20 protein-coding genes and 1 pseudogene are annotated in these 25,199 nt (G+C 61.5%); 12 read left to right on the top strand and 9 right to left on the bottom strand.

From position 1 onward, the window contains the following. The first annotated feature begins 91 nt into the window (after positions 1-91). From QRM60_RS15540 to QRM60_RS15525, 4 genes are all read left to right on the top strand, one after another. Positions 92-1,078, top strand: a complete 987-nt coding sequence (locus QRM60_RS15540) for a LysR family transcriptional regulator (RefSeq protein ID WP_238595344.1) — start codon at positions 92-94, stop codon at positions 1,076-1,078. 343 nt (positions 1,079-1,421) lie between these two features. Beyond that, a complete protein-coding gene (locus QRM60_RS15535) occupies positions 1,422-2,591 on the top strand; it encodes a hypothetical protein (protein ID WP_285446553.1) in 1,170 nt (389 codons plus the stop codon). A gap of 9 nt (positions 2,592-2,600) precedes the next feature. Further along, the gene (locus tag QRM60_RS15530) at positions 2,601-3,029 is read left to right on the top strand and encodes a phosphate ABC transporter substrate-binding protein (RefSeq protein WP_042595180.1); all 429 of its coding nucleotides are present in this window, start codon (positions 2,601-2,603) and stop codon (positions 3,027-3,029) included. Further along, positions 3,026-5,146, top strand: coding sequence for a methyl-accepting chemotaxis protein (locus QRM60_RS15525; protein WP_285446552.1), 2,121 nt, complete (start codon positions 3,026-3,028; stop codon positions 5,144-5,146). The genes QRM60_RS15530 and QRM60_RS15525 overlap by 4 nt, the downstream gene beginning before the upstream one ends. Positions 5,147-5,295: 149 nt before the next feature. Here QRM60_RS15525 and QRM60_RS15520 read toward each other — a convergent pair whose 3' ends face one another. After that, complete coding sequence (locus QRM60_RS15520; protein ID WP_285446551.1) at positions 5,296-5,889, bottom strand: hypothetical protein; 594 nt, start codon at positions 5,887-5,889, stop codon at positions 5,296-5,298. Positions 5,890-6,113: 224 nt separating this feature from the next. Between QRM60_RS15520 and QRM60_RS15515 the strand changes: the two genes are divergently transcribed. Then, on the top strand, positions 6,114-6,518 hold the full coding sequence (locus tag QRM60_RS15515) for a hotdog fold domain-containing protein (protein ID WP_343237654.1): 405 nt from the start codon (positions 6,114-6,116) through the stop codon (positions 6,516-6,518). 111 nt (positions 6,519-6,629) lie between these two features. Here the strand turns inward: QRM60_RS15515 and QRM60_RS15510 are convergent, their stop codons facing one another. Further along, on the bottom strand, positions 6,630-7,505 hold the full coding sequence (locus QRM60_RS15510) for a LysR family transcriptional regulator (RefSeq protein ID WP_285446583.1): 876 nt from the start codon (positions 7,503-7,505) through the stop codon (positions 6,630-6,632). 104 nt (positions 7,506-7,609) lie between these two features. Here QRM60_RS15510 and QRM60_RS15505 point away from each other — a divergent pair, with 104 nt between their 5' ends. Both QRM60_RS15505 and QRM60_RS15500 read left to right on the top strand, forming a co-directional pair. Further along, positions 7,610-8,545, top strand: a complete 936-nt coding sequence (locus tag QRM60_RS15505; protein ID WP_285446550.1) for an NADP-dependent oxidoreductase — start codon at positions 7,610-7,612, stop codon at positions 8,543-8,545. A gap of 49 nt (positions 8,546-8,594) precedes the next feature. Next, positions 8,595-9,464 carry an NmrA family NAD(P)-binding protein gene (locus QRM60_RS15500; protein WP_285446549.1) on the top strand — a complete coding sequence of 290 codons (870 nt, stop codon included), beginning with the start codon at positions 8,595-8,597 and terminating at the stop codon, positions 9,462-9,464. A 91-nt stretch (positions 9,465-9,555) separates the two neighbouring features. Here the strand turns inward: QRM60_RS15500 and QRM60_RS15495 are convergent, their stop codons facing one another. Next, positions 9,556-10,089 carry a hypothetical protein gene (locus QRM60_RS15495; RefSeq protein WP_193589134.1) on the bottom strand — a complete coding sequence of 178 codons (534 nt, stop codon included), beginning with the start codon at positions 10,087-10,089 and terminating at the stop codon, positions 9,556-9,558. Between the two features lie 311 nt (positions 10,090-10,400). Continuing rightward, positions 10,401-12,194: a methyl-accepting chemotaxis protein gene (locus QRM60_RS15490; protein ID WP_115555245.1), complete on the bottom strand. Its 1,794-nt coding sequence runs from the start codon at positions 12,192-12,194 to the stop codon at positions 10,401-10,403. 538 nt (positions 12,195-12,732) lie between these two features. Between QRM60_RS15490 and QRM60_RS15485 the strand changes: the two genes are divergently transcribed. The 3 genes from QRM60_RS15485 (at position 12,733) to QRM60_RS15475 (ending at position 16,937) form a co-directional block, all read left to right on the top strand. Next, on the top strand, positions 12,733-13,713 hold the full coding sequence (locus QRM60_RS15485; protein ID WP_285446548.1) for a 2-dehydropantoate 2-reductase: 981 nt from the start codon (positions 12,733-12,735) through the stop codon (positions 13,711-13,713). A 400-nt stretch (positions 13,714-14,113) separates the two neighbouring features. Then, positions 14,114-16,246, top strand: coding sequence for a hypothetical protein (locus tag QRM60_RS15480; protein WP_285446547.1), 2,133 nt, complete (start codon positions 14,114-14,116; stop codon positions 16,244-16,246). Positions 16,247-16,373: 127 nt separating this feature from the next. Next, positions 16,374-16,937 carry a TetR family transcriptional regulator gene (locus QRM60_RS15475; RefSeq protein WP_285446546.1) on the top strand — a complete coding sequence of 188 codons (564 nt, stop codon included), beginning with the start codon at positions 16,374-16,376 and terminating at the stop codon, positions 16,935-16,937. A 206-nt stretch (positions 16,938-17,143) separates the two neighbouring features. On the opposite strand, the gene QRM60_RS15470 is transcribed toward QRM60_RS15475, so the two are convergent. Then, a complete protein-coding gene (locus tag QRM60_RS15470) occupies positions 17,144-17,887 on the bottom strand; it encodes an NAD(P)-binding domain-containing protein (RefSeq protein ID WP_285446545.1) in 744 nt (247 codons plus the stop codon). A 101-nt stretch (positions 17,888-17,988) separates the two neighbouring features. Between QRM60_RS15470 and QRM60_RS15465 the strand changes: the two genes are divergently transcribed. Further along, complete coding sequence (locus tag QRM60_RS15465; RefSeq protein ID WP_285446544.1) at positions 17,989-18,357, top strand: helix-turn-helix domain-containing protein; 369 nt, start codon at positions 17,989-17,991, stop codon at positions 18,355-18,357. 325 nt (positions 18,358-18,682) lie between these two features. Here the strand turns inward: QRM60_RS15465 and QRM60_RS15460 are convergent, their stop codons facing one another. Continuing rightward, entirely contained in the window at positions 18,683-19,549 is an 867-nt protein-coding gene (locus tag QRM60_RS15460) for an SDR family NAD(P)-dependent oxidoreductase (protein ID WP_285446543.1), read from the bottom strand. Between the two features lie 76 nt (positions 19,550-19,625). Here QRM60_RS15460 and QRM60_RS15455 point away from each other — a divergent pair, with 76 nt between their 5' ends. Further along, positions 19,626-20,054, top strand: a complete 429-nt coding sequence (locus tag QRM60_RS15455) for a MarR family transcriptional regulator (RefSeq protein WP_285446542.1) — start codon at positions 19,626-19,628, stop codon at positions 20,052-20,054. Between the two features lie 207 nt (positions 20,055-20,261). On the opposite strand, the gene QRM60_RS15450 is transcribed toward QRM60_RS15455, so the two are convergent. From QRM60_RS15450 to QRM60_RS15440, 3 genes and pseudogenes are all read right to left on the bottom strand, one after another. After that, positions 20,262-21,767: a sensor domain-containing diguanylate cyclase gene (locus tag QRM60_RS15450; protein WP_285446541.1), complete on the bottom strand. Its 1,506-nt coding sequence runs from the start codon at positions 21,765-21,767 to the stop codon at positions 20,262-20,264. Positions 21,768-21,866: 99 nt separating this feature from the next. After that, positions 21,867-22,727 carry a GAF domain-containing protein gene (locus QRM60_RS15445; protein WP_042595197.1) on the bottom strand — a complete coding sequence of 287 codons (861 nt, stop codon included), beginning with the start codon at positions 22,725-22,727 and terminating at the stop codon, positions 21,867-21,869. Positions 22,728-23,158: 431 nt separating this feature from the next. Then, positions 23,159-24,138 (bottom strand): annotated as a pseudogene (locus QRM60_RS15440) (IS5 family transposase). Between the last annotated feature and the right edge of the window lie 1,061 nt (positions 24,139-25,199).

Below are 25,199 nucleotides of genomic sequence, written 5' to 3'. Positions count from 1 at the left end.
CATGTGGCATCACTGCAGAGCAGCGCAAGAGTGCCGTTGCAGCGGCTAGCATGGAACTGACAAAACATGCCCAGCCGCCGGAAAAATTCTTATGAGCCATGACATCGCCTGGGAAGATCAACGCACCTTCCTGGCGGTTCTCGATACCGGCAGTCTCTCGGCTGCCGCGCGCCAGCTGGGCGTTGCCCAGCCCACCGTGCGCGCACGCATCGCTTCGCTTGAAGCCGCGCTGGGCACCACCTTGTTCACCCGTGCGATCACCGGCCTGATCCCCACCAGCGAAGCGCGCGGGCTGGAAGCGGCGGCCCGCACCATGGCGCGTGCCTCGGCGATGTTCGTGCGGCTGGCGTCTGCACCGCCCGGCCTGGTCGCCGGCACCGTGCGGATCAGCGTGTCGGACTTTGTGGGCGTCGAAGTCCTGCCGGCGATGCTGGCGCGCTTGCGCCAGGTGCATCCGCATATCGTCACCGAGCTGGTGCTCAGCAACACGCCGGCGGACCTGCTGGAGCAGGAAGTCGATATTGCCGTGCGCATGCAGCCGCCCACGCAAGGCGCGTTGGTGGCACGCAAGGTCGGTGCGATCGCCCTGGGCTTGTTTGCGCACCGCGATTACATCGCGCGCCGTGGTGCGCCGGCCACGGTGGAGGCACTGCTCGAACACGAAGTTATCGGCCCCGATCGCAACCGCGCCGACCTGGCCCTGGCCCGCGCCCTGCATCCGCACCTGCTGCGTGACCGCCTGGCCACGCGCACCGACAGCCACCCTGCGCAACTTGCGCTCGCACGCGCCGGTCTGGGCATCGCCATTGCGCAATGCCCGATCGCCCAGGCAGACCCATGCCTGGTGCAGGTGCTGCCCGAGGTCGCACTGCCCGCACTCACCACCTGGATCGTGACCCACGAAGACCTGCGCGATGTGCCACGCATCCGCGCCACCTTCAATCACCTGGTCACGTCGTTCGAACGCTATCTGGCAACGCCGCCACGCGAGGCAGTGGCCGAAGACCGCACCGACCATCCCGTCATGGCAGGCGCGTCGGCATTGCAGGCTGACTGCAGTGTCGTAGCGAGCGGTTGACTCGCACTCACCCTGGCAAGCGTGCCAGCCGCTGAAGCGCAACCCGCAACAGGACAACGCACGGTGGAGACCCGCGTTAGCAGCACCGCGATTTTGCAGTTAGCTGCAAACGTCAGCTTGCAGCCCGCGACTGGAAACGCTTACGGCTCGACACCGGCCGACCATAGCGGCCACCTATCAAATCTGCCTGAAAATCCGTTTTTTAATTCGTACAGCTGACAGTCGGCAAGCGCGCTCAAGCCAGCCGCATCGCGGCCGCTACTGGGGGGCGCAAGCATACAAGTGCTTACCTTTTGTGCGCCCACTGGCGCCGCGTCCACCGCAACTCTCAGCTGAGACCTCAATGAAATTCACCGTCAAGCTCCTCAGTGCGGCCATCGCACTGACGTCGTCGACTTGCGCCTACGCGCAGCAGGAATCGATGTTTTCCTTCAGCGGTTTCGGCACGCTTGGCGTGGTGCACTCCACCGAAGATCAGGCCGACTTCACCCCCGACATCCAGACCAACGAAGGTGTTGGCGCCAGCCATTCCACCTCGGCGCGTCCGGACTCGCGCATTGCCGGGCAGGTCAACGCCAATTTCACCGACAAGTTCACCGGTGTGCTGCAAGTCACCAGCGAGTATGCCGAGCGCGCCTCGTATTCGCCCAAGGTCACCCTGGCCCACGTGAAGTACCAGTTCGGCCCGCAGTTCTCCGCGCGCCTGGGCCGCATCACTGCGCCGCTGTACATGCTGTCCGAATACCAGCGCGTGGGCTATGCCACGCCGTGGGTGCGCCCGCCGTACGAGGTCTATAACTACCTGTTGCCGATGGATGGCTTCGAAGGCGTCTACACCATCAACGCTGGCGAAAGCGTGGTGAGCGTGCAGGGCTTCTACGGCCGCATCGATTCCAAGAAGGCCGACGTGAACGCGATGCGTGGCCTGGCCATCGGCCTGGAAACGGGGGCATCGACGTTCCGTGCCGCCTACATCGTGGGCAAGAGCAATTTCGACACCCCGTCGCTGGAGCGGCTGTTCTCGGTGTACCAGCGCATCAATCCCGCACTGGCCGACCGCCTCACCACCTATGACGTGGACGGCAGCTTCGCCAGCGTGGGCTACGCCTACGATCCGGGCAGCTGGTTCCTGCGTAGTGAAGTCATCCGCGCCGACTATTCGCCCTCACTCAATGGCAAGACCACCTCCGGCTACCTCAGCGTTGGCGGCCGTTTCGGCACGCTCACCCCGTCGATCACCTATGCCAATGTCGACCGCAAGGGCCCGACCATTGCACCGGGCCAGGACCCGATCGGCGTGATGACCAATGCACTGGCGCAGGCCGAGAGCGGCCGTCACAGCTACACCGCCTCGTTGCGCTGGGACGCGCGTGAGAGCGTCGCCTTCAAGCTGCAGGCCAGCCATATCGACAACAACGCAGGCTCCTTCGGATCGTTGAACAACATCCAGCCGGGCTTCCGCCCGGGCGGCAGCTACAACTTGCTGTCCGCATCCGTCGACTTCGTTTTCTAAGAGAGCCCCATGAAGATTTCCACGTGTTTTGCAGCGTCGACGCTTGCCCTGCTGTCGCTGGTCGCCTTTTGCGCCCAGGCCGATGTGGTGGTGGTGATGTCGGCCAAGGGTGGCCCGGACAGCTTGAGCCAGGCGCAGGTGTCGCAGATCTTTCTGGCCAAGTCCAACAGCTTGCCCGGTGGCGGCCAGGCCGTGCCGATCGACCAGGAAGAAGGCGTGCCGGTGCGCGATGAGTTCTACAAGAAGGTCGCCGCGCGCGACTCCGCGCAGCTGAAGTCGTATTGGTCGCAGCTGATGTTCACCGGCAAGGCGCAGCGCCCCAAGCGGGTCAGCGGCGATGACGCGGTGAAAAAGGCCGTGGCCGCCACGCCCGGTGCCATTGGTTACATCAGCGCCGGCGCTGTCGATGCCAGCGTCAAGGTCGTCCTGAAACCGTGATCGCCCACCTGCGCGAGAGTTCCGTCATGAAACGCATTCTGTCGCTGCCGTTGTTCTGGAAAATCCTGATGCCGGCCGCGGTGGCGATCGCCTGCCTGTGCAGCTACGTCGCCTTCAGTACCATGGTGTTCCACCGCAACAACGACCGCCTGGAAGCGGTGCGGGATGTGCATTTCCCGATTCTCGACGCAATGACGCGCAACGTGGCTGCGCTGGACAAACTCATCAACGGGCTCAATGGCGCTGCCGCTGCCGGCGATGCCGACATGCTGCAGGCCACCCAGCCGGTGGCCGATGAGATCCGCAGTTCCTACGCCAAGCTGCAGAAATCCGACCCCAGCCACGCGCAGGAACTGGCGCGGTTGGGCAAGGAATTCGACCAGTACTACGCGCTCGCGCACGCGGTGGCGTTGGCGTTTGTCGAGCAACGCGAGCCCGATGCCACGCAGATGGAGGGCATGGCACCGGCGCTGGAAACCTATCGCAATGACCTCACCGCCATGCAGAAACGCGCCGATGCGCGCTTCCGCAGCACGGTGCAGGAAGCGGTGGACAGCTCGGTGGCCGCCAGCATCGGCGGCCTGGTGGTCGGTGTGGGTGGCGCCATCGTCTGCCTGCTGTTCGGCTGGATGGTGGGCCGTGCCATCACCCAACCGCTGCAGCGGGCAATCGGCATTGCGCGTGCGGTGTCGTCCGGGCAACTGGAAAACGCCATCCTGGTCGACCGCAACGATGAAGTCGGCGAACTGTTGCAGGCGATGGACAGCATGCAGCGTCAGCTGCGCCGCGTGATCCAGGCGCAGACCGACATGGGCAGCCAGCACGAAGCCGGTCTGGTCAGCCACCGCATTGCCGAGCATGAGTTTCCCGGCGAGTTCGGCAGCATGGTCAAAGCCAGCAACGAGCTGGTGGCCGGCCATATCGCGGTCACCATGCGTATCGTGGCCCTGACCGAACGCTATGCCGCCGGTGATCTGTCGCAGCAGCTGGAACAGCTGCCCGGCGAACGTGCGGTGATCAGCCAGTCGATCAACGATGTGCGGCGTAGCCTGCTGTCCATCAATGGCGAGATCAAGCGCCTGGCAGCGGCCGCCGCCGCGGGCGATTTCAGCGCACGCGGCGACGAGCAGACTTTCGAGCACGACTTCCGCCAGATCATCGTCGACCTCAACCAGCTGATGGGCACTTCCGATCGCAATCTGGGCGAGGTGTCGCAGCTGTTGCAAGCCATTGCCAGCGGCGATCTCACCGTGCGCATGCAGGGCGCGTCGGCGGGTGTGTTCGCGCGCATGCGCAACGATGCCAACAGCACGGTCGATCGGCTGACCGACATCGTGGGGCGCATCCAGCAGTCGTCGTCGGAAATCGACAGCGCCGCCGGCGAAATTGCCGCCGGCAATCAGGACCTGTCGCGCCGCACCGAGCAACAGGCGGCCAATCTGGAAGAAACCGCCGCCTCCATGGAAGAGCTCACCGCCACGGTGAAGCAGAATGCCGAGCACGCACGCCTGGCCAACGACCTGGCGAAAAGCGCCGCGTCGGTGGCCTCGCAAGGGGGCGAGGTGGTGAGCCAGGTGGTCACCACCATGTCTGGCATCGAAGTGTCGTCGAAGAAGATCGCCGAGATCATCAGCGTCATCGATGGCATCGCGTTCCAGACCAATATCCTGGCCTTGAATGCGGCGGTGGAAGCGGCACGCGCGGGCGAACAGGGCCGCGGCTTTGCGGTGGTGGCCTCGGAAGTGCGCACGCTGGCACAACGCTCGTCGGGCGCGGCCAAGGAGATCAAGGAATTGATCGACGCGTCGGTGGGCAAGGTGGCCGAAGGCTCGGCGCTGGTGCACAAGGCCGGCAGCACCATGACCGACATCGTGGCCAGCGTGAACCGTGTCACCGGCATCATGGCGCAGATCACCGCGGCCAGCAGCGAGCAGTCCGCAGGCATCGAGCAGGTCAACCAGACCGTGATCCAGATGGATGAAACCACCCAGCAGAATGCGGCGCTGGTGGAAGAAGCCATGGCGGCGGCACGCGCGATGGAAAAGCAGGCCGGTGCATTGACGCAGCTGGTCTCGCTGTTTCAGCTGGAAAAAGCGCTGCACGCCCAAGCAGCCTGACGCCAACGGGCAGCGCGTACTGCGTGCTGCCCGTTGCTTGCGTCATCGCCATGCAACGCCGCGACGCCTGTGTGGATTCGGTGAGCTGTGTCGTCAGACGCACGCATTGCCCGGCGCTTTGTTCGTGAGTCAACACCGCTGACGCAACTTCAAGCACGCACTGTACGTCTACATGCCTGCTGCCTACGCAACCGGATCACGCAGCAACAGCGCACGCGCCCAGATCTACACACGCACCTCGGCCGCCACGGCGCGGGCTCGGCAAGCAAGCGCGCCGCCACATCGCTCACGTGGTTGAAGCGATGCCGCTGGATGGCATAGATCACGCCCAGCAAGACCGCAAACGCCAGCACTGGCAGCGGCACCACCGGCAGCGCCTGGACGAGCATCAGCGCCACCCACAGCATGCTCCAGTTGCACAGGCCCACGATGCGGATCTCGCGGTCGCGCTTGTCCACGACCACCACGCCACGCATCACCGGCGCGTACTTCGGCTTGACGCGCATCCACACGCTTTCACGAAACGCACTGCTTGTCTCCGACAGCGGGTGGAACACCAGCGGCGCCCACGCGGAGTCATCCAGCGTCATCTCGATGCGGCCCAACGGGAAGTGCGCCAGCGCCGTTGCGGTGGCCGGGATGCGCCGCACATACAGGGGCACGCCCCAGCGGCAGTACCAACGGTTCCAGCACAGCATCAGCACCGCTTCGATCAACAGCAGCGCGATCAGCACGTACAGCATGGGTCCGTCCTGTGTGTGGTCCGGGCGGACCGTGTCCTGAGCATGCCTGAGCACTGGGCGCCCGTGCGGCTGCACCAGGCGATGGCAGCGCAACGCTAACCGCTGCACCGGCTGGCGTACACCTGCACAGCCAGATCGAGCGGTGCTGCGTGGCGCTTGCAGCGGCCACCATACTGCATGGTATGTTTCGACCATTCCGCCTCCACATACAGCGAACGCAGCACATGGCCACGCACTCGCAGACCCTCGACATCTGGACACGGCTAAGCCCGCTGCCTGCCGGCAAATGGCTGTTTTCCCGGCTGCTGTGCCTGAAGGCGCCCTACTTCGGCTCGATCTCCCCGCGCTTCGAAGTGCTGCGCGCCGGCCAGTGCGTGGTGGCCGTGCGCAAGCGGCGCAAGGTGCTGAACCACATCGGCACCGTGCATGCGATCGCCATGTGCAACGCGGCCGAACTGGCCGGCGGCACCATGACCGAGGTGACCGTGCCCGCCACGCATCGCTGGATCCCGCGCGGCATGGACGTGCAGTACCTCAAGAAAGCCACGACCGCGGTGGTGGCCGAAGCCCGCCCGCTCGACCCGTCACCTACTTTCGATGTGGCCAGGGAGTCCCGGTTGAAGTGCTGATCAAGGACACCGCCGGAGACACCGTCTTCCGCGCAGTGATTGCGATGTGGGTGTCGCCGAAGAAAGCGTAGCCACAGGCCGCCACGCCGCTGCACGCGCCACCCGCAATGGTCAGCCCTGCAACACCAGCGACCCCTCCGGGTAGCGCGCACACAGAAAATCCACGAACGCGCGTACCTTGGGCGCGGCCAGGCGCCGCGAGGTGTGCAGCACCCACAGCGCCGGCGTCACGCCCGACACCATTCCCCACTGCATTAGTTCCCCGCGCGCCAGCGGCTGCCAGGCAATGGACTGCGGCAGCAACGCCACGCCGCCGCCGGCAATGGCCGCATCGCGGATCATCAGGAACGAGGAAAACCTCAGCCGCGCAATCGGCTCCAGTTCCAGGCGCCCGCCGTCCAGCAGCCAGGTGCCCGGCTGGAAGCCTGTCATCACGATCCCCGGCACGGCGCGCAACGCACCCGGCGCCGGCAGCGGCACGCTCGGCGCGGCCACCACCACCAAACGGTCGTGCGCAAAGCAGCGGCCGACCAGCGCGCTGTCTGGCTTCGGGTTGATCCGGATCGCCACATCGAACTGTTCGTCCACCAGATCGACCATGCGGTCTTCGGCCACCACGTCGAGGGTGATTTCCGGGTAGGCCGCACAGAAGGCGGCACCGATGTGGCCCATTGCCAGTTGCGAAAACAGCACCGGCGCGGCCACGCGCAGACGCCCACGCGGTGCGGACAGGCCTTCGCGCGCGGCGGTGAGTGCTTCGGCCACTTCGCCCAGCGGTGCCTCGGTCCGGTCCATCAGCAGTTGGCCGGCTTCGGTGAGCTTTAGTCCGCGCGCACTGCGCTCCACCAGCCGTACGCCTAGTTGCTCTTCCAGCTCGGCGATGCGCCGCGACAACGTGGCCTTGGAACGCCCGCTCGCACGGCTGGCCTTTCCCAGGCCCTGGTTGGTGGCAACCAGCGCGAAATCGATCAAGGCATTGAGGTCCACGGTGTTCCAGATTTGAACCAGGGCGTCCACATCCTGGCGTCTTCGTATTGATCACGCAACAGCCTACCGTGGCGTCACCCAATCAACGCACGAGCATCAACGCCATGCAGACCACCCAACGCGCTGTCCTGATCCATGCCTACGGCGATGCCACCGCCGCGCAGCTGGCCACCATCGATCGCCCCACCGCAGGGCCCGGCCAGGTGCTGGTGCAGGTGGGCGCTGCCGGCGTCAACGCGATCGACTGGAAGGTGCGCAGCGGCTACGTGCGCGATGCCTTTCCGCTGCAATTGCCCGCCGTGCTGGGCGCCGAGCTCGCCGGTGTGGTGGTGGCGGTCGGGCCGGGCACCACCCGCTTTCAGGTGGGCGACCGGGTCATGGGCGCGGTCGGCGGGCTGGGCGCCTACGCCGAGTACGTTGCGCTGGACGCCGCCAGGCTCGCCCCCACCCCAGACGGCCTGGACGATGTGCACGCCGCCGCGATCCCGGTGGCCGCGGTGACCGCATGGCAGAGCCTGCGCCACGCCGGGCCGGTGCAGCCCGGCCAGCGCATCCTCATCCACGGCGCTGCCGGTGGTGTTGGCAGTTACGCCGTGCAGTTCGCCAAACGCGCCGGCGCGCAGGTGTTCGCCACCGCATCCGCCACGCAGCTGGACTACGTGCGCAGCCTCGGCGCCGACCACGTCATCGACTACCGCGCGCAACGTTTCGAAGACATCGCCACCCACATCGACCTGGTGCTCGACTACGTCGGCAACACCGTGCTCGCAGCCTCCTGGCAGGTGCTGGCGCCGGGCGGCGCCATCGTGAGCACCGCAGCGCCCGACATCGCCGCACACACGCCGGCTGGCCACCGCGGCCTGTGGTTCACCAGTCAGCCCGACGCCGCGCTGCTGCAGCGCCTGGCGCTGGAAGTCGCACAGGGCACGTTGCAGGCGCGCCTGGGCGAGGTGGTGAGCGTTGCCGACCTTCCGCTCGCCATCGAACGCATCCGCACCACCGCGCACAGCGGCAAGGTGGTTGCCGATTTTTCCCGCTGATCCATCCCCCCTTTTGCTTCACCCACACCATCCATCGCAGGAGCGTCACATGAGCATTCTCGTTACCGGTGCCACCGGCACCGTTGGTTCCCTGATCGTGCAAGGCCTGGCCACTGCCGGCGCCGACGTCCATGCCCTGGTTCGCCAGGCGGGCAAGCGCAGCTTCCCGGCCGGCGTCACGGAGGTCGTTGCCGACCTCACCGATGTCGCCTCGCTGCGCGCCGCGCTGCAATCGGTGCGCACGCTGTTCCTGTTAAACGCCGTCACTCCCGACGAAGTGACGCAGGCACTGATCACCTTGAACCTGGCCAAGGAGGCCGGCATCGAGCGCATCGTCTATCTGTCGGTGATCCACGCGGACCTGTTCACCAACGTGCCGCACTTCACCGGCAAACACACGGTCGAACGCATGATCGAACACCACAACCTGCCCGCCACCATTCTGCGGCCCGCCTACTTCATGCAGAACGAAGCGATGGTGCAGCAGACCATCGTCGACTACGGCGTGTACCCGATGCCGATCGGCGCGAAGGGCATCGCCATGATCGACGCACGCGACATCGCCGACATCGCCGTTGCCGAACTGCTGCGCCGCGACCGCGCACCGGCCGCACTGGAGCGCACCACGCTGGAACTGGTCGGCCCGCAGCCCCTGACCGGCGCGGACGCCGCACAGGTCTGGAGCACCGCACTGGGCCGCGAGATCGCCTACGCCGGCGATGACGTGGCCGCCTTCGAAGCCCAGCTCGCCGCGCACGGCCCGGCCTGGATGGCCTACGACATGCGCCTGATGATGGCCGGCATCCAGCAGTTCGGCATGCACGCCGCCGCAGGCACCGTCGACCGCCTGCAGGCCCTCCTCGGCCGCCCACTGCGCAGCTACGCCGACTTTGTGCGCGAAGCCACCACGCAGGCGTGAGTGAACGTATGTGATTGATGTGCGCAAACGCGCGGGGCGATCCCGCGCGTTTGTTTGTCGCGTTTGGCTTGGGCAACTGCGGCCCTGACGGTCACCGCCGTGCCAGACGAACCACTCCCATCACCAAGGGAAACAGCACGCGCCACGCAAGTGCAGATACCGCCACCACCAACAGACCAAACAGCGTTGGAAGTACCGCGCCGAACACGAACGTCATTCCCAGCACAAACCCGAACACGTATTCCGCGCGATACGCGGGCACCACCACACTCGCGCCCAGAATGCCCACGAACACCGCCGACGCCGCAGATTCGCTACCCGCAACAAATGCAACCGAGAGCGCAACGCCCGCAACCAGCGCACCGCTCATTCCCATCAGTGCATGCCGCACCGCCTGCGGTGCACGACGTGCTCGACGCACAACAACGTAGCCAGCCAGCGCCCCCAGCGCTGGCAACACCAGCAAACCCCACCAGTTCGAAATCGTCGGCAGGTCCGCACGGTTCAGCAGATGATGGCTCTTGACTCCACCATGCACCTGTTCCCAACCAAGCTGCAGTGCCGCCACCACAACCGCGAGTAGCACAGCCGCCCATTGCACCCAGCGCTCATTCCGTTGCTGCATGTCGTTTCCTCAGACCCGCTGGTTGCCCACAAAGCCGCGCCTACCTGCCACAACCGGTGGGCTGCGTTGACTGAGCATACGTCGCACGCACGACATCCAGCAGTGCCTGGCGGCATAGTGACTTCCGGTAGCTGGCGCCCATGGGGCATGCGCGAGCGGCGGGCCTGATCAGGAGCTCAACGCTTCGACCAAACCCACCAGCCCGGGCCCGTAACCGGTCGCTGCACAGACCGACGCGGCAGACGACGATGCCGCAACACCGCTGATGCTTACAGGCCCCACCAACAACGCGGCCGTGAATGCGCCAAGCCTCAGGCAACCATTGCCAGCGTGGGCTTTGCACTCTTGCCGCGGGAACTGCTCTCCACGCTTGCCACCAACTCGCTTGCTTGGTCTTCAAGTGCGCGCGCAGAAGAGGCCATCGTGTCCACCAACGCGGAATTTTGCTGCGTGGCTGCGTCCATCTGGGCGATGGTCTGATTGATCTGTTCGATCCCGGCGCTTTGCTCGTGGCTGGCCGCGGCGATACCGCTCATGATGTCGTTGACCTGCTTCACCGAAGACAGCAGGTCTTCCATGGCCTTGCCCGCCACGTTGACCTGCTCCGCTCCCTGGCCCACCTTCGCACCGGAATCGGCAATGAGGTCGCGGATCTCCTTGGCGGCGGTGGTGCAGCGCTGCGCAAGGCTACGCACTTCGGAGGCCACCACTGCAAAGCCACGCCCCTGCTCGCCGGCACGCGCGGCTTCGACCGCCGCATTCAAGGCAAGGATGTTGGTCTGGAACGCGATGCCGTCGATGACGGTGATGATCTCGCCGATCTTCCGCGATGACGTCTGGATCGCCGCCATCGTGCTGACCACCCCATTGACCAGCTCACCGCCATGCAACGCCGTCTCTGCGGCACTGCTCGCCAACGCATTGGCCTGGCGTGCGCCCTCGGCGTTCTTGCGCACGGTGCTGGTCATTTCTTCCATCGAACTTGCGGTTTCTTCCAGCGCCGCTGCCTGCTGTTCGGTGCGCCGCGCCAGCTCATCGTTGCTGCGCACGATGTCGCCCGCCGCACTGCTGAGCGTGTTTGCCACCTCACCCAGCTGACGGCCGGCTTCCACATCCATCAACGCGCCAACCGCACGCAGCGGCGTACCGTCGGCCGCGCGCTTGGTCAAGCCACGCGCGCGGAACCAGCGGTACTGGCCATTCTTGAGCTGCAGGCGGTACTCGATATCGAAATTGGTTCGGCCAGTGCGGTCGTTCAGATGCGCCGCAAACGCGTTCAATGAGCGCGCCTTGTCATCAGGATGCAGGCGCGAAGCCCAGCTATCCAGCACATTGGGGAATTCCTGCTCCGATTCAAAACCCAGCAAGTGGCGGAACTGCTGCGACCACCAGAACTCGTTATTCGGATTGATCGGATCACCAGCAATGACACTCATGTCCCACAGACCATCACTGAGCATCTGCGAGCCAAGCTCAAAGCGTGTCAGCGTGATATCCAGAAATTGCGCGCGCTCACGGCGCTCGGTCACATCGGTGAGCGAGCCCGCAACACGTAGCGGCACGCCCTGAGCATCACGCTCCGTGGTGCCGAAGGCGCGGAACCAGCGGTACTCGCCAGACTTCAGACGTAGGCGGTTCTCAACGTCGTAGGGCGTGCGGCCACTACGGTCAGCCAGATGCGCCGCAAATGCGTCCAGGGTCGGCTGCTTGTCGTCCGGGTGCAGGCAGGCCACCCAGCTGTCCAGCACATTGGGGAAATCCTGCTCTGACGAAAACCCAAGGAGCGCGCGCATCTGCGGCGACCACCACACCGGGCTATCGAGATGGCTTGGATCACCATTGATCACGCCGATATCCCACAGGCCGTCGGTCGTGCTGTTGGCAACCAATTCAAAGCGACCTTCCAGTTGCTGCAAAGCCGTCACCGCCGCTGCTGCCTGCACCTTCGCCAGGTCACGCTCCTCCTGGGCCGCACACAACCGCTCTGCCATCATCTTGAGCAACTGCGCGGAACCGTTCGCAGGCCACTGCGCCGTACCGCCTTTCAAGGTCGCGTCAACCGCCCTGGTCAGCGTCTCCACTTTGTGACTGTCGGAGAAAAACATGGCGACCTCTCGTTTGGGCTGGAAGAGGTCGCTAACGGCAGCGATCACTAATTCTTGAGAGTCGCGGCGCTTTGAGATCGATATGGGTCCGGCAGCCATTCAGCCTGATGTTGGCGGTGGAGCGTAAGGAGCGGGCCCCATGCGTCCACTAGAACTGCTTTCAGTTCACGCGCAAAGGTGTGGCATCAGTTTTGAACCTTGAGCTTTTGCCCGCCGTGGCCGGGACGACGATCGCAACGGCCGCACGCGCTCTATCCTGTGCGAGCGCTGAGGGCTACGCCGAGGGGCAGCTGATGAGAGTTCCATTACGGCCCTCCTGCGTTATCGAGGAACAATCTGCGGAAGCCGGCCGTTCAACGAACGCACCACGCGCTACCCTGCCGTAAGCTGCCGTCTCCATTTAGGAAATCGATCTAATGACAGTTCAAGCGCAGCAGAATTAGGTGAATTCCTTCATCCCCAATCTCGAATCCAGCCATGAACTCAGCATGATTTATCTCCGGCGTTTGGCTAAACATTTCTTTCTATAAGGCAAACCATGCGCATCGCAGTCGTAGGTGCTGGAGCAATCGGAGGATTCCTGGCGTGCAAATTGTTCGCCGCCGGCCACGATGTCAGCGTGGTGGCGCGTGGCGCAACGCTTGAAGCGATTCGTGCAAATGGGTTGAAGCTTTACACGCACGACGAACTTATAACGGCCCCTGTGCGGGCCACAGCCGCGCCCGAAGAGCTTGGCGCTCAAGACATGGTGATATTTGCCGTCAAGGCGCCGGCGCTGCCAATGGCTGTGGCAGCTGCCAAGGCATTGATTGGCCCACAGACGCAGATCATCCCTGCACTGAACGGCCTGCCATGGTGGTATTTCCTGAAATCAACACAGGCGCTCTCGGGCTTCCGTCTGCAGTCTGTCGACCCGGGTGGTGTCATAGAAAGGGCGATTCCGATTGATGCAGTCATCGGCTGTGTCGTGTTCCCGTCCTGTACCGCGCTGAGTCCGGGCGTGATCAAACACGCGTCCGGGAGCAGACTCGTTTTTGGCGAGCCAGCGGGCGGTGACAGCGAGCGGATCGAAACCATCGCCGAGATCTTTCGTAGCGCCGGTTTTGATGCCCATGCCCACGACAATGTACGCGAAGAGATCTGGCTGAAACTCCTGGGGAATGCCTGCTACAACCCTGTCAGCCTGCTGGTCGGTGCTGCGACCGATGCGCTGATTGATGATCCGTTTCTGCATGCGTTGTTCATCGACATGATGGGCGAGCTGCTTGATCTCGGGCAACGGCTGGGGCTTTCGCCAGCGATTGATCCTGAGCAAAGGATTGCAATCACCCGCAAACTCGGCAACGTCAAAACGTCGATGTTGCAAGACGTCGAGGGGAACAGACCCGTTGAAATTCAGGCCATTCTGGGAGCGCTTGTGTCAGTGGCCGATCAGGTCGGGGCGCCGATACCTCACACGCGCACCGTTTACGCCTTGGCTCGCATGCGGGCGGCCACCCTGGGGCTTCTTCCTAGCTAGAGGCTTGCTGCGTAGAGGATGGACTGCCTCCTTTCCTCCAGCTCAGCCTTCAGACAGGCCGGTAGCCAGTGCGCACTTAGGCGTTATCAGCAACTGAGGTAAGGCTGCTCCGGCAATTGGCGGCCGGTGGCTCTTCATGTCCACCCGATTGATCAGGTCCAGATGAGCAGTCTTGCCTCGATCGCGAGATACACGCCTAATCCCTGCCCGTTCAACGCGAGGCAAGAGTGCCGTGGTCGAGCTTCTACAATCAATGCCAGCTAGATCGCAATGAGGAAGCCGCCCCACCAAGTACCACTAACCGGACAATTTCTGTCCGTTTTCACATCCTCATCCGTATGCTTCAGGCCGACAGGGGAGCGCGTTACCCCGCTTTTTTTCGCTTGAAGGAAGCAATCCAATGAAGTCATCCCGAAACCCCTTCCAGGGCAGGCCGGCGATTCGCGTTCTCGCGACGTCGATGTTGTTGGCCACGTTGGCTGGCTGCATGACTGGCCCTGCAAGTCACACCAATCTGATAGAGCCCGCAGTGGCCTTGAACGCGGGGCAGGCGGACCCCGCGTTTCAGCAGCCCTATATCGACGTAGACGAGTGGCGCGATACACCGCTGAGGCACCGTTACGTGCATGGCGGCTTCCATGGCACCGATACGCGATTTTCCTTCTATTACCCGGAAGCAACGTCCTATAAAGGTCGTTTCTTCCAGCACGTAACGCCTGCTCCGGACAGCGAGAACCTGGCGCAGCGCGGATGGAAGGGAGAGGAGGACAAGCTGGCTTTCGCACTGACCACGGGCGCCTATTACGTGGAAACCAACGGCGGTGGCTCGGGAAAGACAGCTCTTTCCGATTCTGACGCGACCATCACCGCCTACCGAGCCAATGCCGCCGCCGCGCAGTTCTCTCGTATCGTTGCCATGAAGACTTATCCAGGCAAGAAGCGGCCGTTTGGCTACCTCTACGGGGGCAGCGGTGGCGGCTATCGGACGATTGGGTCCATCGAGAACACAACCGGGGTGTGGGACGGGGCGGTGCCTTACGTCATCGGGTCGACCATGGCCCTTCCCAACGTCTTTACGGTTCGACTCCATGCCATGCGGATACTGTGGGACAAGTTCCCCCAAATCAACGACGCGTTGGACGTAGGCGGCAGTTGTGACCCCTATGCGGGACTGGATAGCGAGCAGGCCGCCGCGTTGAGAGAGGTCACGCGCATGGGCTTCCCCGCGCAGTCGTGGTTTGGCTACAAGAGCATGGGTGTCCATGGGTTTGCCGCGGTCTACCCGGGCGTTCTCAGCGCCGACCCGGCCTATTTCAAAGAGTTCTGGACGACATCCGGCTATTTGGGTGCAGCGGCCCCCGCCTCACTCATGGAGGCGCGGTTGATGCAGCAGGCCCGTATCACCACGCTCCTCGACTCGAAGACTGCACGCGAGTTGGGCATTGTCCAGAGCCAGGCGGACGGTGGCGTCGACAATGCCTTTCTAGCTGGTCAGGATGTTGGCCTCGTTGGTATCAAGTTGGATCGCAGGATCGCTGCGCCCAACTTCCTGGGCGGGGACCTGTTTGTGACCAGCGGGGCAGTCAAGGGCAGCCGTCTCCAACTGCGCGAGCTCAAGGGGGACATCGCGGTCTTCGGCATCGTGGACAAATCCGTTGTAGAGAAACTGGCCGCTGGTGACAAGGTTCGTGTTGATAACAGCGATTTCCTTGCGGCTCAGACATATCACCGCCATCAAGTGCCTGGCCCGGAATTCCATGCATGGGACCAGTTCCGCAATCCGGACGGCACACCGATTTATCCGCAACGACAGAGCCTGGTAGCGCCGGCGTTCGTCAAAGGTACCGCTGGTGCACTGCCTACGGGGCAGATCAAGAGCAAAGTGATTGCCGTCGCCTCGCTCTGGGACCGCGAGGCATTCCCCTGGCAGGCAGATTGGTATCGTCAAGAGGTCACGCAGCATTTGGGCGCACGTACTGACGACAGCTTCCGCTTGTGGTTCTCTGAGCGTGCGCTGCATGGCGACGTAACGGCTCAGGAGTATCCGACAATGACCATTAGCTACATCGGCATGCTTCAGCAAGCATTATTGGACGTGAGCAACTGGGTGGAGAACGGCGTGGCTCCGCCGCAGAGCACCGCGTATTCCGTGGACGAGGCCCAAGTGGTCGTGCCCGCAAAGGCGAGCGACCGACACGGCATCCAGCCAACGGTCGACCTCACCGCGAACGGGAAAGCATCGGCAACGGTCCGGCCGGGTGAGCCGGTCAAGCTGATTGCCCAGGTCGAAGTTCCCAACGGTGCCGGGCAATTGGTCGAAGCGCGATGGGATATCGGCACGGGTACTTACCCGGACAGTGCCGCGTTGCCGGGCCGAACCAGCAACCAGATCACTGTGTCAAAAACGTATGAATTCATTCAACCGGGAACGTATTTCCCTACCATTCGTGTTGCTTCACAGCGGGATGGCGATCACGCCACTCCTTATACCCGTGCCCAAAACCTCGCTCGGGTCAGAGTAATCGTCAAATGATCGGGCCGGCCGGGTGCCAGTGTTCTCGGCCCGGCCGCTAGCAGCGTGCGTGCACGTGGCGTGTGTGCTTTGAGTTGATAGCAATGAGGAATGGTGGGCATGCGTTCGCAAGACTTGGAGATGCTTGGTGCGTAAAGATGCCGAAGAACATCGGGCAGCGCTGGTGGTGGCAGCAACGGACGTCTTCGCACGCAGTGGTTGTGGAGCACCTCTTGAGCAGGTGCTCAACGAAGCAGGTCTGGGACGTGGGACGCTCTACCGCCACTTTCCGACCAGAGAAGCGTTGATCGTCGCGGTGCTGACCAGTGAGCTTGACCGGATGGCTGCCTTCGTCGATGAGCGCAGGAACAGTCGCATGCTGTTGCGTGAGTTCCTTGAGCAGAACACAGCCGTTGCCAATATGGCAGTGAGCGCGATGCGGCTCCTGGGCGAAGGCAGGGTGACTGAGCTATTGAAGCCGCTGAACCGCAAAGCGAAGGCGCTGCATCAGAAGGTGGCCAACCACGCGATCGCTACGGGGGAAGTTCGGCCGCCATTTGGTGAAAAACAGATCAAATTGATCCTGCGCATGAGCGTAGCGGCCGGGAGTCAGGAGACCGACGAGAAAGAGAGGAAACGAATGACGGTCATGGGTCTGGATATAGTGCTAGCAGGAATGTCGGCGCTAGCAGAACAACACGATTTAAGCTAAAAATGATAGTAAGTTGGAGATTTCAAGTTGCAGCGTGTGCCAGGAGTGCGACGAGCAAAAGACGTATCCCATGCGCGAATGCCGCTGGACTGTGCAGTAGCCGTTCGTGCTCACCGCGTGGTTGCATAGCTGTGCCATGAGAGCCACATCGTATTGCGCGACCGGTATCGCCGAGGCGATACGGTCTTTGCGCAGTAACGCGGGGGTTACATGAAAACCGCGCGATTGATACGGACCAGATAATCGCCATCCGGGTAACCGGTGGGGCCAAACCGTTCGACGATCACCGCCATCACCAGCTCCAGCCGCTTGCGCAGGCGCGCCTTGTCAGCGTCGGCCAGCGCCTGCGGGATCTGTTCGCGCGTCAGATCGGTGCAGTACACCGGGCTCCCAGGCTGCTGCCGCCAGGATTCGGACAGGCTGCCGGCATCGACCGCATCGAGGCCGGTGTCGTTGACCAGTTCCACGGTCACGCGCCGGTCCTGCTCGCGGTCGGCCGCGATCGGGATCGCGATGCGTTGCGGATCACCGGCCGGCGTGTGCTTGTCTGCGAAGGATCCCGAGCCAATCGCATTCCAAGCCTTGGCGATCGGGCGGCCAAGTTGCTCTGCGACCCAGAGGCTTTCCACCTGCCCCTGATCGATTGCCGCAATCTCACCGTCGCGTGCCGGATAGTAGTTGGACGTGTCGATCACAACCGTCTCGGACGGGATCGAGGACAGCAGCGGCGCAACTGCCGGAATATGCTTGAACGGGATCGAGAGGATGACCACCTCAACATCGACAATCGCCTCCTCTGCGGTGACCGCACGGCCACCGTTGGCGAGCGTCCCGCTGTCGATCGTCTCCGGCCCGCGCGAGTTGGCGACCTTCACGTCATGTCCTGCCGCAGCAAGCCTGCGGACCAATGTCTTGCCGATGTGGCCACTGCCTAAGATGCCGATTTTCACGTTAAGTCCTAGCGTTCGATGTAGGACACCTACGCTAGTGGTCTGCAGTAGAATCAGCAAGAACCTACCGAACGGTGGGGTACCCACCAGAAGGTAAGTACATGGCACAGGAACAGCATTGTCAGGACCCCAAGGAGCAGCGCGCATGGGCCGATGCAGCAGCACGCACGCTGCGCGTCCTTGAAGGCAAATGGAAGATTGCCATCATCGTCCACCTCCTCGCTGCAGGCGGGCCGCTACGCTTCTCGGAATTGGAACGCCGGATACCAGGCGTCACCCAGAAGATGCTCATCCAGCAACTCAAAGCACTGGAGGAAGACGGCATCGTGATCCGCACGCTGTATCCCCAGGTACCACCCAAGGTCGAATACACCATGAGCGCGCTGGGGCGTGCACTCGGCCCATCCTTCGAAGCGCTCGTGAAGTGGGCGAGGTTGACTGAAGCCGAGCTTGATCCGCCGGCGGCGTGACTCACGGGATGCGCCGTCCATTCCAGCGTGGCTGGACAGTCGCAACTAGATGTTGCGGCTCACGCACCACCGCCGCGCGATGTAGCTGCGGCGCCGTACTGATCCAAGCGAGAGCGAACAAAAGATGCCCATCATCTATGCGTTGGTGGGACAACCGATGGCGATCCACTGATACGAGAACAAGCGCCGGCACGATGAAACTTTCAGGTCAGTTCTTCGCAACCTTCGTGAGCCACAAGACCAGGCAACAAGCATCGCGTGGCTTGCGTCAGCTTCTCCAAGCGCGATACCTGCCCCAAGGCAATCCTGATCCAATGCGTTGGCGCTACGGCAAAAATGGGGACAGCAGTCGCTTGGTTTCAGCCCACAAATGGTGGCGCGCCTCCATGCTATCTGCAGGAGGAAGGGGCGTGATGTCCCTGTCGCCTTTCACATAGGCGCCCGTGCGCAGCGCGAAGGCTGGATCTGTCGCCAACTTCACAATCATCACTGCTCCCCGCGCTGGATCGCCGATCCCGAACAGATTAAGCACCTTCGATAACACGACCGAAAAGGCGCCCAACTCTCGTCCAAGCCCGGTCACGTTGAATCCCGGACATAGGCAGTTCACGGTGACGCGCGCGTTTGCCAGCTGCTCCGCCAGTTCGAGAGAGAACATGATGTCGAGCAACTTGCTTCGCCCATAGATCTTGGACGAGCCGCGGGCGGAGAACCCGGCGATGTCTGTCAGGTCACGATCGATGTCGACTCCCCCGCTTTGCCGGGAGGCCTCCGACCCTACGTTAATGATCCGGGATGGCGCTGACCTGACGATGGTCTCCCTAAGAGTGTCTGTGAGCAGCCAGGCCGCGAAATAGTTGACCGCGATCATTTCAGTGAAACCGTCCTTGGTGACACGTGGCTTGAATGCGTGAACTCCCGCATTGTTGACCATGACATCGATGCGCGGATGACGCTGCGCGATCACCGCACCGCAAGCTGCCACCGATGCCAGGTCACCGAAGTCGACGTCATAGATATCGATCTTCGTCTTTGGCGCTGCGGCCAGGATCGCCGACCTCGCCGCATCAGCCTTCACGGCGGTGCGTGCTGTCAGAATAAGGTCGGCGCCTCTGCGGGCAAGTTCAATGGCAGCCAGCAAGCCAGTGCCGTTCGTCGCTCCGGTGATGAGGATTATCGGTCTACTAGACATATCGCAGCCCTCGGCTATAGTTGCTTCATGTCAACTATACAGGTAGTTGATGAAACGCAACTAGTGAGGCAGTACCGTGGCTAAGCGCGAAAAGCTGGTCAGACAGATCGGCGAAGAATTGAATGTGTTGCTGGCCACGTCCCGTGCGGTCATGGCTGCGTCCTCTGCTGCATTTGACCCGGACATGCAACCAGCCGCCTATCGCGTCGCAGTAGTCATCTCGCTTCAAGGTAGCGCTAGCGCCTCTCAGCTCGTGCAGCGGCTGGAGATGGACAAAAGCGCAATCAGCCGGTTAACCAAGGCGTTATGCGATCGAGGCCTGGTGACGTCATCAGCAGATCCACTGGACGGGCGAGGAACCCTTTACGCGCTCACGCCTGAGGGTGCCGCTCGTGTCGAATCAGCCGCAGCGGTGAAAGCAACCGCGTTCTATTCGAGATTGGAAGGCTGGCGTGAAGAGGAACTTGCGCTGTTTTCGGGCTTACTGCACAAGTTCACGCACTGACCTCGCTGGGCAAAGCGAAAAGCCGAGTCCCATAATTTGCCTTATCGCCCAATACGCTAGGTGCTTTCTTTTTATTTGACTCCCGCCGGAAGGCGTTGGCGCAGAGCCACCTAGCCTCGTTTTTCCAGCGCCGCAAAAATAGCGTGCGGAGTGCAGATTCCTAGCACCCAGTCCTGAGCGGTTGAGCCCAGTTGCAGCACGCGTTGGCTACGCACTCAAGCGAGCGCGATTGCGTCCACTCTGCTTTGCCGCGTAAAGCGCATCGTCGGCGCATTTTAATAGCCCGCTTGCATCGACCTCCTTGTTGAACGCGCTATAGCTATATGCCCCGACGCTGACGGTAACGTAGCCCTCCGGACTGTCGTCATGCGCAATCTGCAGCCCACGAATACTCTCCACAATGCGCTCGGCCGCTGCCAGCACCGCAGCTTGGTCGCATGAGGGAAGCAACACAGTGAGCTCTTCTCCACCATACCTGGCAGCGAGATTGCCAGCGCGACGCGTGTGGTTCTTCAACACATTGGCGATTGCCTTGATGCAGAGGTCGCCTGCAGGGTGGCCATAATAGTCGTTGTATCGCTTGAAATAATCGATATCGACCATGATCACGCCGAGCGGTTGCGATGTTCGCTTTGCGCGCTTGATCTCGGCAGGCAACACCACATCAAGCTGCCTGCGGTTCGCCAGACCGGTCAAGCTGTCCTGCATGGCAATGGCTTCCACTGCGGCATACGCCAGTCGCAGCTCATCTTCGACTTTCAGCGTTGTCTTTATCTGGCGCGAAATGAGAGTGGCAAAGAGGACTGGAATCGGAAGGATCAGACAGAGCATGATCAATGAGCCATACAAACCCGCGTACCACGACGCAAGAATTGCGCGCTTTGACTTGCCGGCCAGTACGACAAGCGGATAGCGATTGAGGCGTTCGTAGCCATACATACGCTCTACCTTGTCAGTGATCGCAACCACCATGTGCACGCCCCGCGATGCATGCGGCAGGTACTTCGAAAAGATATCCCCCTTGGCGATACTTCTGCCAATCATATTCGTGTCGAATGGATGACGCACCATGATGGTTCCGTTTTGATCTGCGAGAACGATCACACCTTGTTCGTCCATTCTGAAATCGGCATAGAACCTACTGAAGTACTGCACGCGGAGAGTCACTAGAAAAACCCCGCCGAAGCTTCCATCCTTGTCATTGATTCGCCTGGACACCGGAATGATCAGCTCGCCGGTCGAACGACTCGTAATCACAGGCCCGACGTGCACACGCTCACCCGCATGCGCCTTGTGATAGTGGAAATATTCCCTGTCAGCATTGTTGGCTGACGCAGGTATTTTGTCCTTGTCGGTGACTATCCAGTTACCCTTTTCGTCGTGAACGAAGATTCCGTGCAATTGCGGAAGGCTGCGTACCTGACGCTGAAAGAGAAGATGCAGCCGATTCCTGTCGATGTTCTCGAATCCGTCGCCTTCAATTCGCTCCACCACGCTCATGGAGAGTATGTCAGCGTCCTTGATTGCATCATCCGCATGTTGCCCCACGGAGTGGGCAAGATTCTCAGTTGTGCTACGGGCCGCGTCCAATGCGGAACGGTATCCCGCCCATGTCTGGTAGGCATTGGTACCGACCATCAACAGGATCATTGCCGCCGCAAAATAGGGAACAGATCTTAGAATAACGCGTTGCCAATTGAAGGGAACTACCATGCGTTTCCCGCTCTATGAGGTGTGTCGCTCATGCATCTACTTGTCGACAGGAAAGGAATCTGAATCCGAAGAGGCGGCCTAACCCGAAACGCGCAAAGCCTAGAGTTTCGACCACGACGCACCCACGTTTTCTGGAAAGAGAAGTGCAACAAAAGACGGTGCGGTTTGCGCATTCGTCACCACCTGCAGCCATACCCGCTTGCCCGAGAAGCTGCCCGCGTTCAAGGTGACGGGAAGGACACCGCCATCGTGGGCGCGCGTTTTCAAGCTTAAGCGTTCGTCGGAATCGCCTTTCCAGAGTGCGTTGGCGGAAGAAGCAAGCAACGCCGCCTTAGTCATTCCCAATAAGTCGCAACACGCTGCGTTGACAGCGACCAGCGCCTCATCGGCACCGAACACTGCCATGGCGATTGGCGAGAAGTCGAAGCCTATCTGCTTCGCATCCGCTTCCTGGTTCGATGACAGATCGCTCTTCAAACGGCTAAAGACATAATGGCTTGCCTTTTCCGCCAGCTGATTCATCAACCGCAGCTCGTCCTCATTCAGCTCTTTTGGCTGGGCGTCGAGGGCGCAGAGGGTTCCCACGACCAGACCGTTTTCGCTGCGTAGCGGTATCCCTGCATAGAAGCGAATGTAGGGAGGCCCTTGGACGAGCGGGTTGTCCTTGAATCGAACATCGGTCAAGGCGTCACGCACAAACAGCGGCTCACCCGCACCCACGGCATGCGCGCAAAACGACATGTCCCGCGATGTTTCGCAGACATCGAGACCGACTCTGGATTTGAACCATTGCCGGTCTGCGTCCACCAGAGAAATCAATGCAGTGGACACCTGCAATTTCTCGGCCAGCTCGCGCGTGATCTCGTCAAAGACCTCTTCTGCCGCTGTGTCCAGGATATCGAGCTGACGCAGGAGGCGAAGGCGCGCCTGCTCATTCTTCGGATACGGTGCAATGAGCATAGTCGAGGGCCAGGGAAGCAGCCCCGATCATAGCGCCCTGCGGACCGCGAGTGCGGTCGTGCTCGTTTGATAACAAAGACCGAGGAACCCAAGACGCATGCGGGCTAGTGGCGTGCCGGCCACGAAGCGCCTCTGCAGATCCGTCTCCGGCTAGGCTCTGCTCCATCAGCTTTGAATCTATGGCGACATCACCGCACGTATCGGCGTCGGCAGTGCGGGACGCGATCAAAAATGTTCCTGCAAGCATAAGTTGTCCGCAGTTCAAAAGCATAAGTTGTCCGCCGAGGACCTACCCACACGCCTGACCATCTTGCCTAGGGAGGGTCTGAATAAAGAGGCCTGAGAGTGCGGGATGTCGAATTGTTCTGGAGAGTCGCGTTTGGATCTTCGGAGTTGCGCCATTTCTGGCGCTTTCGTGGGAATTCCACGGATCACAGGCGCACGCTTCCTATCGCAGGCAGTAACTGCTTTCGCTTCATCCACAGGTTTGACAACGCAAACAAGGTCAGCACCTGTTCCGTGTTCTTGGCCAGGCCGAGATAGCGGACGTTGGTGTAGCCGAACTGGCACTTGATCACCCGGAATGAATGCTCCACCTTCCCGCGCACGCTGGCCTTGAAGTGCTACCAACGCTGTTCCCGAGCACGCTCGCGCTTGTTGCCGATGGCTTGGATCCTCGAGGGCCTGGCGGCGATAAAGAATGCTGCTTCACAGTCCTGCAGTTCGTCGCGCTTTTCCGCGCCGGTATAGCCGCTGTCGCCGGACACGCTGTCTTCTTTGCCATGCAGCAACGTGTGCGTCACCGTGACATCGGCGACATTGGCGGCTTTGCAATGGACGTGGTGCACGAACCCGGAAAACTCATCCACGCCGATGTGCGCCTTCATCCCGAAGTACCACTGATCGCCCTTTCTGGCCTGATGCATCTCAGGGTCGCGCGCGTTGTCGGCATTCTTGGTCGAGCTGGGCGCAGCGATCAGCGTCGCATCGACGATCGTGCCTGACCGCAGGCTCTGGCCCTTGCGCGCCAAATGCGCGTTAACCGCTTCCAGCATCCACCCGGCTAGGCCATGGGTCTCCAGCAGACGTCGAAATTTGAGAATCGTGGTTTCGTCGGGGCTGTCGTCCAAGCCACCGAGCTGGGCAAGCGCCGTAAGGTCGGAATCTAGTGCAGCGCTTCTTCCATCGCCGGATCGCTCAACGCATACCACTGCTGCAGCAGATGAATCCGCAACATCGTCGCCAGTGCGTACGGCTGCCGACCATGGCGCCCCGATATCGGATAGTGCGGCGCGATCAGGCCGAGCAGTCGCTGCCACGGAACGACCTGCTCCATCTCGGCCAGAAAGATCTCGCGCCGGGTCTGCTTGCGCTCGCCCAGGCCCTCAGCGTCACCGAACGCCAGTTGCATGGATGAGTCTCCACTCTATAGCAATAGTGTTGCGCATCTGCCGTGCTTGGTCAGAGGTTACCTAGGGGATCGCAATGCTTTTCCGGCCAACGGGGCACACGCGAAGCTGTGGCTTTCCATTGCATTTTTGGTCGTTACCATTTCACTGGCGACTGCTGTGAGGCTGACGCTACCTGACACTGGCCCAAGCCAAGGCCGATGTGTTCGACTACGTCGAGCATTTCCACAACCCGATCATCCAGCGAAGCCTTGGTGCAAAGGATCAAGCCTTTGGACTCTTAATTCCATCGTCCGTAGAAGCTGGCTAGAACCCGGGAGTCCTCAATAAGGAGCCGAGTCGCCTCAAGCTCCGATTACCGTCACGAGCCTCACACTTCTTCTCGCCCGAACCTATCTAGTAAGCTAAATCTTACGCTTCGACTGGTCACTATTTGCTTCTACGCTGCCGCAAGCCCTTCCGCAGCCGAGTGGATAGCGACAAGTAGTGCATCGATCTTATCGTGAGCACGCTCGTCATGAGCCTCAAGAAGCGCACGAACCTCAGCAACAGGTCCGGAAATGCTCGGATCCATTGCCTCGAGCGCCTCCTCCTTGGCAGCGTTCAACAAGACCTCATCCACGAGATTTCTACCTTGTATAGTTTCCCCGTGATATAGCGTGTATCGCCACTCATTCGTTCCTATGAGGGCAATTTTTACGTGCTCCGCGAGCCTATGAATCCGTGGATGAAACTGCGTCGTGAATTCCAGTGCTGATGGATAGTCCACAAGATCTCTAGGAAGCGCAGCTGCGTCCTTGGTTCCTTTTAATCGATTACAACGTTCACAGGAAACAGCGATATTCCAGAAATGAACGGAGAATCTTGGATAGTGCACCCGAGCCAACACGTGCTCCAACGGTCGCGCGTACGCGTTACCCATGAGCCGCTGCGCGCAGTAGCAACATCTATGATTCTGGAGTCCAGCGAGGTGTTTCCGAAGAGCGGAAAAAATATCTGCGCCTTTTATGTCACCAAATTCGCTTGGCCATGTACTGCCATAGAACTCGCCCCACCGATCATT

It is taken from the genome of Xanthomonas sp. fls2-241-TYG-148 (assembly GCF_030208815.1).
Taxonomy (GTDB): Bacteria; Pseudomonadota; Gammaproteobacteria; order Xanthomonadales; family Xanthomonadaceae; genus Xanthomonas; species Xanthomonas campestris.
Note: the sequence above shows the minus strand (reverse complement) of the source record. Positions and strands in the feature narration are given on the sequence as shown.